This is a genomic window from Klebsiella sp. YJ (assembly GCF_002108615.1).
GTDB classification, from domain to species: domain Bacteria; phylum Pseudomonadota; class Gammaproteobacteria; order Enterobacterales; family Enterobacteriaceae; genus Klebsiella; species Klebsiella planticola.
In genome coordinates this window covers 152,553-165,618 of sequence record NZ_MTEG01000002.1, presented here as the reverse complement: position 1 = coordinate 165,618, position 13,066 = coordinate 152,553, and the positions used below count along the sequence as shown (strand labels likewise).

The 13,066-nt window shown below is 56.2% G+C and carries 12 protein-coding genes; 5 read left to right on the top strand and 7 right to left on the bottom strand.

Features of this window, described 5'->3' with window-relative positions; genetic code table 11:
• Nucleotide 1: 1 nt before the first annotated feature.
• Nucleotides 2–913, top strand: a complete 912-nt coding sequence (gene gsiD / locus BV390_RS03050) for a glutathione ABC transporter permease GsiD (RefSeq protein ID WP_032688684.1) — start codon at nucleotides 2–4, stop codon at nucleotides 911–913.
• Between the two features lie 232 nt (nucleotides 914–1,145).
• On the opposite strand, the gene rimO is transcribed toward gsiD, so the two are convergent.
• Together rimO and BV390_RS03040 are read right to left on the bottom strand one after the other, a co-directional pair.
• Nucleotides 1,146–2,471: a 30S ribosomal protein S12 methylthiotransferase RimO gene (gene rimO, locus BV390_RS03045; RefSeq protein WP_032688683.1), complete on the bottom strand. Its 1,326-nt coding sequence runs from the start codon at nucleotides 2,469–2,471 to the stop codon at nucleotides 1,146–1,148.
• Nucleotides 2,472–2,599: 128 nt separating this feature from the next.
• Nucleotides 2,600–3,838 (bottom strand): oligosaccharide MFS transporter, encoded by a 1,239-nt coding sequence (locus tag BV390_RS03040; RefSeq protein WP_162180119.1) that lies wholly within the window; start codon nucleotides 3,836–3,838, stop codon nucleotides 2,600–2,602.
• A gap of 399 nt (nucleotides 3,839–4,237) precedes the next feature.
• Between BV390_RS03040 and bssR the strand changes: the two genes are divergently transcribed.
• The gene (bssR, locus tag BV390_RS03035) at nucleotides 4,238–4,621 is read left to right on the top strand and encodes a biofilm formation regulator BssR (RefSeq protein ID WP_032688759.1); all 384 of its coding nucleotides are present in this window, start codon (nucleotides 4,238–4,240) and stop codon (nucleotides 4,619–4,621) included.
• 140 nt (nucleotides 4,622–4,761) lie between these two features.
• Nucleotides 4,762–5,850: a PQQ-dependent sugar dehydrogenase gene (locus BV390_RS03030; RefSeq protein ID WP_369804289.1), complete on the top strand. Its 1,089-nt coding sequence runs from the start codon at nucleotides 4,762–4,764 to the stop codon at nucleotides 5,848–5,850.
• A 2-nt stretch (nucleotides 5,851–5,852) separates the two neighbouring features.
• On the opposite strand, the gene BV390_RS03025 is transcribed toward BV390_RS03030, so the two are convergent.
• The gene (locus BV390_RS03025; RefSeq protein ID WP_064384481.1) at nucleotides 5,853–6,479 is read right to left on the bottom strand and encodes a glutathione S-transferase family protein; all 627 of its coding nucleotides are present in this window, start codon (nucleotides 6,477–6,479) and stop codon (nucleotides 5,853–5,855) included.
• A 256-nt stretch (nucleotides 6,480–6,735) separates the two neighbouring features.
• On the opposite strand from BV390_RS03025, the gene dacC reads away from it, so the two are divergent.
• Complete coding sequence (gene dacC / locus BV390_RS03020; RefSeq protein WP_015584824.1) at nucleotides 6,736–7,938, top strand: serine-type D-Ala-D-Ala carboxypeptidase; 1,203 nt, start codon at nucleotides 6,736–6,738, stop codon at nucleotides 7,936–7,938.
• A 28-nt stretch (nucleotides 7,939–7,966) separates the two neighbouring features.
• Here the strand turns inward: dacC and deoR are convergent, their stop codons facing one another.
• Both deoR and ybjG read right to left on the bottom strand, forming a co-directional pair.
• A complete protein-coding gene (gene deoR / locus BV390_RS03015; RefSeq protein ID WP_032688678.1) occupies nucleotides 7,967–8,725 on the bottom strand; it encodes a DNA-binding transcriptional repressor DeoR in 759 nt (252 codons plus the stop codon).
• Between the two features lie 70 nt (nucleotides 8,726–8,795).
• A complete protein-coding gene (gene ybjG / locus BV390_RS03010; protein WP_032700499.1) occupies nucleotides 8,796–9,389 on the bottom strand; it encodes an undecaprenyl-diphosphate phosphatase in 594 nt (197 codons plus the stop codon).
• 325 nt (nucleotides 9,390–9,714) lie between these two features.
• Here ybjG and BV390_RS03005 point away from each other — a divergent pair, with 325 nt between their 5' ends.
• On the top strand, nucleotides 9,715–10,953 hold the full coding sequence (locus tag BV390_RS03005) for an MFS transporter (protein ID WP_032697667.1): 1,239 nt from the start codon (nucleotides 9,715–9,717) through the stop codon (nucleotides 10,951–10,953).
• A gap of 47 nt (nucleotides 10,954–11,000) precedes the next feature.
• On the opposite strand, the gene BV390_RS03000 is transcribed toward BV390_RS03005, so the two are convergent.
• Both BV390_RS03000 and BV390_RS02995 read right to left on the bottom strand, forming a co-directional pair.
• Nucleotides 11,001–11,813, bottom strand: coding sequence for a Cof-type HAD-IIB family hydrolase (locus tag BV390_RS03000; protein ID WP_032700498.1), 813 nt, complete (start codon nucleotides 11,811–11,813; stop codon nucleotides 11,001–11,003).
• The gene (locus tag BV390_RS02995; RefSeq protein ID WP_032688673.1) at nucleotides 11,813–13,015 is read right to left on the bottom strand and encodes an MFS transporter; all 1,203 of its coding nucleotides are present in this window, start codon (nucleotides 13,013–13,015) and stop codon (nucleotides 11,813–11,815) included. The genes BV390_RS03000 and BV390_RS02995 overlap by 1 nt, the downstream gene beginning before the upstream one ends.
• Nucleotides 13,016–13,066: the final 51 nt, after the last annotated feature.

Sequence of the window (13,066 nt, the reverse complement as noted above, 5' to 3'; positions counted from 1 at the left end):
GGTGCGATTGCTCAACTGGAGAAGAGAGGCGGTTATTAACGCCATGCCGGGAGTTAAGCCCGGACAAATACGCACGCCGTGGCGTGAGTTCTGGCGGCGATTTCGTCGTCAGCCGGTGGCGATGGGCGCCGGTGTATTTGTCCTGCTGCTGATTGCAGTTGCTCTCGCGGCACCGTGGATAGCGCCGTTCGATGCGGAAAACTATTTTGATTATGACCGGCTCAACGACGGCCCGTCGATGATGCACTGGTTCGGGGTGGATTCGCTCGGGCGCGATATTTTTAGCCGGGTGTTGGTGGGAGCGCAGATTTCGCTGGCCGCCGGCGTGCTGGCGGTGCTGATCGGCGCGGCGATCGGTACCGTGCTCGGTCTGCTGGCCGGGTATTATGAAGGCTGGTGGGATCGCATCATTATGCGCATCTGCGATGTGCTGTTCGCCTTCCCGGGGATCCTGCTGGCGATTGCCGTGGTGGCGGTGATGGGCAGCGGCATGTCGAATGTGATCATTGCGGTGGCGATCTTTTCGATCCCGGCGTTTGCCCGCCTGGTGCGCGGTAACACTCTGGTACTCAAGCAGCAGACCTTTATTGAATCGGCGCGCAGCATCGGCGCCAGCGATATGACGATCCTGTTCAGTCATATTTTGCCCGGTACGGTATCGTCGATCGTGGTCTATTTCACCATGCGTATCGGGGTGTCGATTATCTCCGCCGCCAGTCTCTCTTTCCTGGGGCTCGGGGCGCAGCCGCCGACTCCGGAATGGGGAGCAATGCTCAATGAAGCGCGGGCGGATATGGTGATGGCCCCGCACGTGGCGCTGTTCCCGGCGATTGCGATTTTCCTGACGGTGCTGGCGTTTAACCTGCTGGGAGACGGTCTGCGTGATGCGCTGGATCCGAAGCTAAAGGGATAACGTGCTATTCCCCGGTGGCGCTGTCGCTTACCGGGGCTACGTATTAGTGCGGTTTTGTCGCCCGGGCTGGTGCGTTAGCACCACATCCGGGAACCCGCTCCGCACGTTAATCCTCTGCGGCTTATTCTCCCGGTAGCGCTGTCGCTTACCGGGGCTACGGATTAGTGCGGTTTTGTGTCGCCCGGATAAGGCGCTTTAGCGCCGCCGTCCGGGATACGATCAGAGGGTGGAATTAAACCCGGCTGCCCCACAGATCGTATTCGTCGGCGTGTTCGACTTTCACACGGACTACGTCGCCAGGTTTGACCTTCGTTTCGCCGTTCAGGTAGACCGCACCGTCGATTTCCGGAGCATCGGCCATACTGCGGCCAATGGCGCCTTCTTCGTCCACTTCATCGATCAGCACCGTGATCTCGCGGCCGACCTTCTCCTGCAGGCGTTCGGCGGAGATCTGCTGCTGCAGCTGCATAAAGCGGTTCCAGCGCTCTTCTTTCACCTCTTCAGGCACCTGATCCGCCAGCTCGTTAGCGGTCGCCCCTTCGACCGGGCTGTACTTAAAGCAGCCAACGCGGTCAAGGCGAGCCTCTTTCAGGAAGTCGAGCAGCATCTGGAAATCTTCTTCCGTTTCGCCCGGGAAGCCAACGATGAAGGTCGAACGCAGGGTCAGGTCAGGGCAGATTTCACGCCACTGCTTAATGCGCGCCAGCTGACGGTCGGCAGAACCCGGGCGTTTCATCAGTTTCAGAATGCGCGGGCTGGCATGCTGCAGCGGGATATCCAGATACGGCAGAATTTTACCTTCCGCCATCAGTGGAATGACGTCATCGACGTGCGGGTACGGGTAGACGTAGTGCAGACGGACCCAGATACCCAGTTTAGCCAGCTCTTCGCACAGGCTGACCATGCTGGTTTTAACCGGCGCGCCGTCGTGGAAGCCGGTACGGTGCTTCACATCGACACCGTAGGCGGAGGTATCCTGAGAGATGACCAGCAGCTCTTTGACGCCGGCATCGGCCAGACGTTTGGCCTCGGACAGCACTTCACCAATTGGACGGCTGACGAGATCGCCACGCATCGACGGGATAATGCAGAAGGTGCAGCGATGGTTACAGCCTTCGGAAATTTTCAGGTAGGCGTAATGACGCGGCGTGAGCTTCACGCCCTGTTCCGGCACCAGGCTCAGGAACGGGTTGTGTTTAGGCTTCGGCGTATAGTGGTGGACATGTTGCAGAACCTGTTCATAGCTGTGCGGCCCGGTTATCTCCAGTACTTTCGGATGCACTTCGCGAATCTGGTCTTCTTTCGCGCCCAGGCAGCCGGTCACAATTACTTTGCCATTTTCTTTTAACGCTTCGCCAATGGCTTCCAGAGACTCCTGAACGGCGCTGTCGATAAAGCCGCAGGTGTTGACGATAACCATATCGGCATTGTCGTAGGTGGGGACCACGTCATAACCTTCGGTACGCAGTTCGGTCAGGATGCGTTCTGAGTCCACGAGGTTTTTCGGGCAGCCCAGAGAGACAAAGCCGATCTTCGGCTGATGCGTTACATTGCTCATAGTTTAAAAAGTGTTCGATTATTGGAATGGTCAGGGCAGGAATTTTACAGATCTTTATGAAAAAGAGTATAGCCACGGTGTGACAGATGATGAAAAAGCCCGGGAGATCCTCCCGGGCGGCTGGTTCGTTATGGCTGCGCGACGCCTCCTGCCGGTGCCGCGCCAGGGGCGGTGGGTTCTCGCTTATCGCGGAGGGTGAAAATCGATATCAGGGTGAAGAGTCCGGCGATGCCGCCGAGAATATAATAAGTATGCGCGAAACCGATGGTGTCATACAGGTAGCCGGCCAGCGGCGAGTAAATCGCAGTGGCGATGGAGGCTACAAACAGCACCAGCAAATAGACCGTTGATGACAACTTATGGTCGAAGTTGGCGGCGATGAATTTAAATACTGAAACCAGGATGAGTGGTTTTTCCAGCGCGTGCATCATTTTCACCGCGCCAATCCACACCGGACCAAGCGGGATGGCGGAACCCACGATGCGTACCGACATAATCAATCCGGCAATAATCAGCGCCCACTTGGCCCCGGTACGGTTAACAAACCACGGCATCAGGCACAGAAAGAGCGTTTCACCGCAGACCTGGATGGAGGCCAGAATTCCGTACCAGCGGTTGCCTTCTTCCGGAGTAGGGAACTGCAATGAGAAGTACTGCGCAAACTGCTGATCGTAGGTGTCATAAATCTGCGTAACGAATAAGGTAAAGATCAGCAGCATCCAGAACTGCCCGTTTTTTGCCAGCTCCAGCGCATGGGAGACCTTCAGCGCGCTGGTTTTTTCCATCTCGGCTTCGGTGAGTTCAATTTTAGTCAGCATGAAGCAGAAGGCGGCAATCACAATGGCAATACTGGCCAGCCAGAAGGCAAGATTGGGGTTGCTGTCGATGTATTTTCCCACAATCCACGCGGCGGCGGCCCAACCTAACGAGCCCCACATCCGCACCCGACCATACTCAAAGTGATAGCGACGCGAAATTTTGTCGATATACGAATCGATCACTCCGCAGCCGGAGTTAAAAATCATCCCCAGGTAGATACCGCCCAACAAGGCCCCCAGCCAGAAGCTGTGGACCAGCAGCGGGGCATAGAGATAAATAAAGAACGGGCCGACCGGCAGCAGCATGGCCAGCAGGATCCAGATAAGCCGTTTTTTCAGGCCAAATTTATCGGCAATGAAGCCAAAAAAGGGCTGCATCAACAGCGCAATAAAGGCGTTGACGGAGTACAGCAGACCGGTTTTGGTGGCGCTGATGCCGAGATGCTGTGTCGTCCAGATGACAAAGAACGCCATGGTGGATGACCAGGCGAATAGATAGAGGAAATCGAAAAGACTCAACAATATGTAGTTTCTTTTGCCGGGCGTAATCATTTCAGTTCCTTCAGGCGGATCGGAGTTAGTGCTGCGGGCAATGGCCGCAGATTGTGTTTTTATTAAATGTTATACGTATTACATTGATGTCGCTGATATGACACCCGCTGGAAATTTTGATCAATTGAAATGATGGTTATTTGTGATCTTAGAGACAAAAAAGAGTTATTTATCGACATTCACACGTTCATGTTGACGGGTTATTTTGTGAGAGCGTATAACATTTTCTTTGGTTTTGTTCATGGGCATGAAAGAGAGGGGCGGTCGCGAGTTTGAACATAAATGTAACATTGTAAATGATGTTAATTAACCAGAAATTATTGACCTCGCGCATCCTTTTGTACGAAAAATAACCATATTCTAATAATGGTAATGGATGACAGAGGAGGAACCATGATGAGCGTTGACAGACTGTATCGTAACCTTCTGAATAAGCTGATTAATGCCAATATTGATCTCGACGCTTATTTGCAGTTACGCAAAGCGAAAGGCTATATGTCAGTCAGCGAAAATGAGCATCTGCGTGATAACTTGTTCGAACTGTGTGGTGAAATGCGTGAGTACGGGCTGCAGTTGCAGCACGTTCTTGCACCGGAAGAAAAGGACGCTCTCCGTCTTGCTGGTGGAGCCATCGCGTCTGCGGCGGTTTGCCTGATGAGCGGGCATCATGATTGCCCGTCGTATATTGCGGTTAACGTAGAGACGCTAGAACGCTGTCTGGCAGAGCTGACGATGAATATTCATAAACTGAATAAACAGGCGTCAGTGACCCACGTCTGAATTCAGGGGGAGGCGAGCTCCCCCTGCTTAATGTTATGTAAAAATCCCCTCCTGATGTTCCCCGCTGGCTACCCTTAGCGCATTGCCGAAACTATTGCCGATGAAAGGAGAATGCTATGCGCCAGGTTGCCATTTCGCTGATGCTCGCCACCCTGTTATTTCCCGCCGTGACCCTCGCCGGGAAGGTGCGCGTTGAGGTATTGCAAAATCAGCTTGCCCATCCGTGGGCGCTGGCCTTTCTGCCCGATGACCAGGGAATCCTGATTACCCTGCGTTCGGGCGAACTGAAGCGCTGGCGGCAGGGGGAAGGTCTTTCGGCCGCGATAACCGGCGTCCCGCCGGTCTGGGCCAGCGGCCAGGGAGGATTGCTTGACGTGGCGCTGGCGCCGGATTTCGCCCACTCCCGCCGGGTCTGGCTGAGTTTTGCTGAAGTCGGCGATGACGGCAAAGCCGGTACCGCCGTAGGTTATGGCCGCCTGAGCGACAACCTTCAGCAGCTGGAACATTTTCAGGTTGTCTTCCGCCAACAGCCGAAGCTCTCCACCGGCAACCATTTCGGCGGGCGCCTGGTTTTTGATGGCAAAGGATATTTATTCATCGGCCTGGGCGAAAATAACCAACGTCCCACGGCGCAGGATCTGGATAAACTGCAGGGAAAAGTGGTGCGTCTGACCCAGGACGGCAAAGTGCCTGCCGATAATCCTTTTGTTCATCGCGCGGGGGCGAGGCCGGAGATCTGGTCTTATGGCATCCGCAATCCGCAGGGAATGGCGATGAATCCGTGGACCGATACGCTGTGGCTCAACGAACACGGGCCGCGCGGCGGCGACGAGATCAATATTCCGCAGAAGGGCAAGAACTACGGCTGGCCGCTGGCGACCCATGGCGTCAACTACAGCGGTCTGGCGATTCCCGAAGCACAGGGCACGGCGGTCGCCGGAACTGAAGCGCCGCTTTTCGTCTGGAAGCGGTCTCCGGCGGTAAGCGGGATGGCTTTCTACGCAGCGCCGACCTTCCCGCAGTGGCAGCACAAGCTGTTTATCGGGGCGCTGAAGGACCAGTCGCTGATTGTTCTGAAGGTGGATGGCGATAAAGTGAGCGAAGAGGCGCGTATTCTGGGCGATCGCGGCAAGCGGATCCGCGATGTGCGCGTCGGACCCGACGGCTATCTGTATGTGTTAACCGACGAGTCCAACGGCGAACTGCTGAAGGTCAGTCCGGCCGACTAGCATCAGGTGACCGGAATCATCACCACATCGCGCCACGCCTGGCGTTGGTTAAGCTGCTGGTACCAACGCTGCAGGTGCGGGTGCGGCTGCCAGTTGTCAACAATCGTCATCAGGTTATAAACGAACGGTGCTACGGCGATGTCGCCAAGGCCAAAGGCCTCTCCGGATAGCCAGGGAGAGGTTGCCAGCTCATCATCAAGAATCGCCAAAAGCGCTTCACAGGCGGCAATACCGGCGGCGATGGACGCCGGGTCACGCTTATCCGCCGGCGTTCTGACCAGCCCCATTAATACCGGACGGTGGGCGGGAGACAGCGAACCGTTTGCCCAGTCCATCCATTTATCGCTCTGCGCGCGCTTGCGCGGCGAAGTGACCCATAAACGATCCTGGCCATACTCGGCGGCCAGATAGCGAATAATGGCATTCGATTCCCAAAGGACGAGATCACTGGCATCATCTTTCAACAGCGGCACCAGACCATTCGGGTTCATCGCCAGATACTCCGGGTCATGATTTAAGCCAAACTCCAGCCCTGCCATAATATGCTGATAGGGAAGACCCAGCTCCGCCAGCACCCAGCGTACTTTCTTCACATTCGTCGAGTTATTTCTGCCCCATAGCGTAATCATATTGGTTCCTGCCTGTTATTGAGCCGCCGTTGCAGCATGGTGAGCAATCATGTTGGAATAAAGATAATATTTAGGCAATCATGATCAAAAAAATTGCTCTGTTTTCAGCAGGGGGCGAGGTTATTGCGTAAACTTTAAAAACTTTACCAACTCGCTGTTTCTTTAAGGTCATTTGTACGCTTTACTCACCGGCTGCTGTTGCGCCGATAGAGTGCTGCGGCATATTTTGTTTGGAAAGGATACTTGGGTGGCTCTTATGACGCATGACGCTTTTTCCCTTCGCGGCCTCGTGGCAGGCTGCGCTCTTCTCGTTCTTGTGGCACCTGCGGTGCAGGCTGCGGAACAACTCCCCGATGCCCCATCGATCGATGCCCGAGCCTGGATCCTGATGGATTACGCCAGCGGTAAAGTGCTGAGCGAGGGCAACGCCGATGAAAAACTCGACCCGGCAAGTCTGACCAAGATCATGACCAGCTATGTCGTCGGGCAGGCGCTGAAGGCGGGCAAGATTAAGTCCACCGATATGGTCACCGTCGGTCGCGATGCCTGGGCTACCGGTAACCCGGCGCTGCGCGGGTCATCGGTGATGTTCCTTAAACCGGGGATGCAGGTTTCGGTCGAAGACCTGAATAAAGGCGTGATTATCCAGTCCGGCAACGATGCCAGTATCGCGATCGCCGACTACGTGGCGGGGAGCCAGGATGCATTCGTCAGCCTGATGAACGGCTATGCGCAAAAAATGGGGCTGACCAATACCACCTTTATGACCGTGCACGGCCTGGATGCGCCAGGCCAGTTTAGTACCGCGCGTGACATGGCGCTGCTGACCAAAGCGATGATTCATGACGTCCCTGAAGAGTACGCCATTCATAAAGAGAAAGAGTTCACCTTCAATAAGATTCGTCAGCCGAACCGTAACCGCCTGCTGTGGAGCTCAAACCTGAACGCGGATGGCGTCAAAACAGGGACCACCGCCGGCGCTGGCTACAACCTGGTCTCCTCGGCTACCCAGGGAGACATGCGTCTGATTGCCGTGGTGCTCGGTACCAAGACCGACCGTATTCGTTTTAATGAATCCGAAAAGCTGCTGACCTGGGGCTTCCGTTTCTATGAGACCGTGACGCCGATTAAGCCGGATGCCACCTTTATCACCCAGCGCGTCTGGTTTGGCGACAGCAACGAAGCCAAACTCGGGGCCGGCGAAGCCGGTTCGATTACCCTGCCGCGCGGGCAGCTGAAAAACCTGAAAGCCAGCTATACCCTGACGGATACGCAGCTGACGGCGCCGCTTAGCAAAGGACAGGTGGTCGGCACCATCGACTTTAAGCTCAATGATAAAACCATCGAGCAGCGCCCGCTTATCGTCATGGAAGCGGTCAATGAAGGCGGTTTCTTTAGCCGGATGATGGACTTCGTGCTGATGAAACTGCACGGCTGGTTCGGTAGCTGGTTCTCTTAACCGACAGGCCGCGCCCTGCGGGGCGCGGTCAGTAGAGCAGTGAAATCTGCTTTTCTTTCGCCAGCGCAAGCAGATCCTCATCCGGACAGACATCGCTGGCAATCACATCAAAACGCGATAAATCGCCCATCCGCGCCGGTCTGACTTTGCCAAATTTACTGTGATCGACAACCAGCACGTGATAGCGCGCGCTGCTCATCGCCCAGTGTTTAACCGGCAGCTCCTCGAGGTTATAGCAGGTGGCGCCCTGCGCACAGTCGATGCCGGCCGCTGAATAAAAGGCGATGTCCGGGCACAGATGGCTGAGCGTATCCTGCAGACTGAGCGGTTTAAAAATGGCATTGCTGGCATGGAACTCGCCGCCGCAGAGAATGGCCCGACACTGGGGTTTTTCCTGCAGCGCCAGAAAGGTGTTCAGCGAATAGCAGACGCCGGTAAAGGGCAGGGCGTTATCGATCGCGTCAATGATCCAGGGCGTGGTTGTCCCACAGTCGAAAAAAGCCATCTGATGGGCTTCAAGCAGCGCGGCAGCGTGACGAGCGGCACGGCGTTTTTCATCCACCAGACGGGTTTTCTGGTCGCTGAGCAGGTAATGGGTTGCGCTGCGCGGTTCGAGAACGATATAGCCGCCTAACAACACCACCGGGCCATTATGGCCGTTCAGGTCGCGACGAATGGTCATTTCTGATACGCCAAGGAGCGCGGCGGCCTCTTTTAAATGAAGCTTATCGCTGCGCTTGAGCGCCTGAATGAGCTGGCTGATACGTTCATCACGACGTGTTTCCATATTCCCTCTACGCTGAAATCGCCCTGCATTGGCAGGGCGTCAGTGGGCAATTTTACCTGCCGGAAGAGGGTTAGTCACGCACCCAGCCTTTGCGAATCGGCAGGGAAAAGCAAACCCGATACAGCTGCTGCAGGTATTGATACAGCGGTTGACCGCCGGCCTGCCACAGTAATCCGGCGGCCAGGCAGCCGCACATCCCGGTCAGCAGGCCGCCCAGCATATCCAGCGGCCAGTGAACGCCAAGATAGACGCGGGACCAGGCGATCGCCACGGCAGTTGCCAGCAGCGCGATCCCGGACCACAGGCGATGCCAGAACAAGAAAGCCAGCGCAAAGGTAAAGCTGATGGTGCCGTGATTGCTGGGGAAGGAGTTATTCGGCGCGTGATGCAGGAACTGATAGCCGATGCCTGCGGCAAACGGCCGCTCATGGGGGAAGAGCAGGCCAAAAATCCATGACAGACTCAGGCTAATCGCCAGCGCCAGGAGTACTTTAAACACCAGCTGCCGCTGGTTTGGTCCCCAGAGCCACAGCGCCGCGGCCAGCAGAGGCACAATCAGAATCACGTCTTTGGCAATGAATGTTGCCAGTGCGATGACCCATGAGGGCGAGGCAGGGGTGGCGTTGATGAAGGCAAACAGCGCGTCGTTGATATTTTCCAGCATAGATTCAGGCTCTTGGTATCCGATAGCAATCAGCCGCCCACCTTAAAAAACGGTGGCGATAAGGTAAAGCAGTATTGTCTTAATTATCAGCTTGTTAAGAAGCCGTGGCGCGGCATGTGGTGGTGAATATGCCGCAGAGGATGAGTATATCGCCTGTAACCTAATTGAAATATAAACGAAATATAGACAGATTTAATTAAAATGGCGGCGATATCCGCCGGCTGAGGGCGGATTGCGCTATTTTTAATTGTCACTCACAATTCACTATCTCCTCCGCAAGACTTTCATTAAACTTTGCGCGATTTTTGTTTAACTAAGAGATTGCATGCAGAACTATTCGCTTTCAGGCAAACGCCTCGGACGGCAGGCGCTTCTTTTCCCGCTCTGCCTGGTGTTATACGAATTTTCCACTTATATCGGCAACGACATGATCCAGCCGGGAATGCTCTCGGTGGTGGAAGAGTTTCAGGTCGGTAATGAATGGGTACCGACCTCGATGACCGCCTATCTCGCCGGCGGTATGTTTTTGCAGTGGCTGCTGGGGCCGCTGTCGGATCGTATCGGCCGTCGACCGGTGATGCTCACCGGGGTGGTGTGGTTTATCGTCACCTGTTTGGCCACGCTGCTGGCGCAGACGATTGAGCAGTTCACGCTGCTGCGCTTTTTGCAGGGGATTAGTTTGTGCTTCATCGGCGCGGTGGGATATGCCGCCATTCAGGAGTCGTTTGAGGAGGCGATGTGCATCAAAATCACCGCCCTGATGGCGAACGTTGCGCTGATTGCCCCGCTGCTGGGGCCGCTGGTGGGGGCGGCCTGGGTCCACATCCTGCCGTGGGAAATGATGTTCGTGCTGTTTGCCGTGCTGGCCGCTATTGCCTTTGTGGGCCTGCAGCGCGCGATGCCGGAAACCGCGACGCGGATGGGCGAGAAGCTGTCGATGAAAGAGCTGGGCCGCGATTATGGCCTGGTGCTGAAGAATCTGCGCTTCGTCGCCGGCGCGCTGGCGACCGGTTTTGTCAGCCTGCCGCTGCTGGCGTGGATTGCCCAGTCACCGGTGATTATCATCAGTGGCGAAAAGGCCACCAGCTATGAGTATGGCCTGCTGCAGGTGCCGATTTTCGGCGCGCTGATTGCCGGTAACCTGGTGCTGGCGCGACTGACCTCGCGGCGGACGGTGCGCTCGCTGATTATTCTCGGCGGCTGGCCGATTATGTTCGGGCTGCTGCTCTCTGCGGTGGCGACGGTGGTATCGACCCATGCTTATTTGTGGATGACCGCCGGGCTGAGCGTCTACGCCTTCGGGATTGGTCTGGCGAACGCCGGGTTAGTCCGCCTGACGCTGTTTGCCAGTGACATGAGTAAAGGCACGGTTTCGGCCGCGATGGGGATGCTGCAGATGCTGATATTTACCGTCGGCATAGAGGTCAGTAAGCATGCCTATGAGCTGGGTGGTAGCGGGGTATTCAGCCTGTTTAACTTGCTCAGCGGCGTGATGTGGCTGGCGATGATTGTCTATTTCCTCAAAGATAAGAGCGTCGGCAATTCCAACGACCCGCAGGCTTAGCGGCGAAGCGTTCCGGGTGGGGCACGGCTGCCGCACCCGGACAACGATCAGGCGAACGGCGCTTCGCGATTCAGCACTTTGTCGATGATGTGCAGCACACCTTCTTCATTGTTATGCGGCGCATCGAAGCCGGCGACGGCTTTCACCGGTGCTGCCGCGTTGGCCATCGCAAAGCCAAATCCGGCATGTTGCAGCATTTCAATATCGTTTCCGCTGTCGCCAAAAGCGACGACTTCATGATTATCAATGCCCCAGCGCTGTTGCAAAATACGCAGACCGTTGGCTTTGTGCACGCCGGGAATAATCAGATCGATGCTGCCGTAGCCGGTTGCCACGGCGGTCACCATATCGCCCAACGCCGCGTGTAGCTGCGGCTGGATTTGTGGAATCAGCTGGTCAGGCACGTTGAGGCCGAATTTCAGTATCACGTCATCGATATGGTTGAAGTCATCCACCAACTGCAGGCGATGGTAATATTTCGCGGCGACCGTCTTTAACTCATCGTTATAGCTATTCAGGGTATACGCGCTGCGTTTACCGCAGGCGATAATTTCAATATCGGACAGCGTCTGCAGATAGTCGATGACGGTGTGGAAATGATCTTTTGGCAACTGACAGTTAAAAACGTCATCGCCGGCGCTGACCACCCAGCCGCCGTTTTCAGCAACAAAGGCTATCTCGTGGGCGATGTCCGGGAAAAATGAAATCAGCTGGTAATACTGGTTGCCGCTGGCGACGACAAAGCGAATATTCTGTTCGCGCATACGCTGATACTGGTTCAGGAAACGCGGGCGATTGTAGGTTTTGGCATCGCTTAAAAAGGTGCCATCCATGTCTACCGCAATCAGTTTGATGCTCATTAACTGTTCTCCATGACAGGTTCATTGTGTGGTTTTGCCACCGCTCTGGCGACCAACGCCGCTACCATGACCAGACCCAGCACCACCATCATGGCGCTGCGCAGGCCGAAGTGTTCGCCAAGGAAGCCCAGCAGCGGCGGCCCGACCAGGAAGGCAAGATAGCCGGTTATCGCCACCACGCTGACGCGCTTCGGCGCATCGGGGCCGGTGTCGCTGGCGGCGGAAATGGTCAGCGGGAAACCGAGCGATGCGCCAAGGCCCCACAGCAGTACCGAGACGCCTGCCACCCACGGGTTGTCGACGAAGATGATCAGGCCGATGCCCAGCGCGCCCATAAGGGCGCTGGCGCGTACTACCGTGACCCGGCTGTAGCGATCGATAAACCAGCCGCCGGTAAAGCGACCGATTGTCATCCCGAGGGTGAAGCCGGCGTAAATCAAGGAGCCAGAGGTGGGGCTGAAGCCGTGACCGTCCACCATCAGCAGCGGCAGCCAGTCGTTGGCAGACCCTTCAGCAAAGGCCATCGCCAGCACCACGACGCCAATCAGCAACAGCTGAACATCACGCCATACCGGCAGACCTTTTTCTTCATGATGCGCGCTTTCTGCCGCATTTTTTCCGGTCCCGTCCGGGATGGCACGAATCGCAATGGCAATCGGGGCAATCGCCACCAGCGCAGCCAGCAGAATATGCGGTGCGGCGGGCAGACCAAAACCGGTCACCGCCATCCCCACGCCGGCGCCGAACAGCGTACCGAAGCTGTAAAATCCATGCATCATCGGCAGGACGGTTTTATTCATTTCGCGCTCGACGGCGGCGCCTTCGACGTTAATAGCCACCTCCGCCGAACCGAAGCTGGCGCCGAAAATGGCCAGCCCGATGGCAAACAGGACCGCCGAGGTGAGCCACAGCGCCACGCTGAGCACTATCATGCCGACCACGGCGCACGACATGGTGGTGCGAATCACCTTGCGGGTGCCAAAACGTTTGACCAGCCACGCCGAGCAGAGAATCCCGCTCATCGAACCAATCGACAGGCCAAATAAAACGATGCCCATTTCCGCCGTTGACAGCGTCAGCAGGTCACGGATCGCCGGAGTACGGGTAGCCCATGAGGCCATCAGCAATCCAGGGATAAAGAAGAACATGAAGAGGGCCCAGAGTCGGAGCTGTAAGGCCCGGCGGGAGGTTTGCGCTGTCATCCGTAAACGCCTGTGAATGAGAAGATGGAGACAACAGTAGCAAGGCTGTGT

Coding starts and splice junctions, on each gene's coding strand:
- rimO (WP_032688683.1), bottom strand. CDS start 2,471: ATGAGCAATGTAACGCATCAGCCGAAGATCGGCTTTGTCTCTCTGGGC.
- BV390_RS03030 (WP_369804289.1), top strand. CDS start 4,762: ATGCTCGCCACCCTGTTATTTCCCGCCGTGACCCTCGCCGGGAAGGTG.
- bssR (WP_032688759.1), top strand. CDS start 4,238: ATGAGCGTTGACAGACTGTATCGTAACCTTCTGAATAAGCTGATTAAT.
- BV390_RS03000 (WP_032700498.1), bottom strand. CDS start 11,813: ATGAGCATCAAACTGATTGCGGTAGACATGGATGGCACCTTTTTAAGC.
- BV390_RS03025 (WP_064384481.1), bottom strand. CDS start 6,479: ATGATTACGCTATGGGGCAGAAATAACTCGACGAATGTGAAGAAAGTA.
- ybjG (WP_032700499.1), bottom strand. CDS start 9,389: ATGCTGGAAAATATCAACGACGCGCTGTTTGCCTTCATCAACGCCACC.
- BV390_RS03005 (WP_032697667.1), top strand. CDS start 9,715: ATGCAGAACTATTCGCTTTCAGGCAAACGCCTCGGACGGCAGGCGCTT.
- BV390_RS02995 (WP_032688673.1), bottom strand. CDS start 13,015: ATGACAGCGCAAACCTCCCGCCGGGCCTTACAGCTCCGACTCTGGGCC.
- dacC (WP_015584824.1), top strand. CDS start 6,736: ATGACGCATGACGCTTTTTCCCTTCGCGGCCTCGTGGCAGGCTGCGCT.
- deoR (WP_032688678.1), bottom strand. CDS start 8,725: ATGGAAACACGTCGTGATGAACGTATCAGCCAGCTCATTCAGGCGCTC.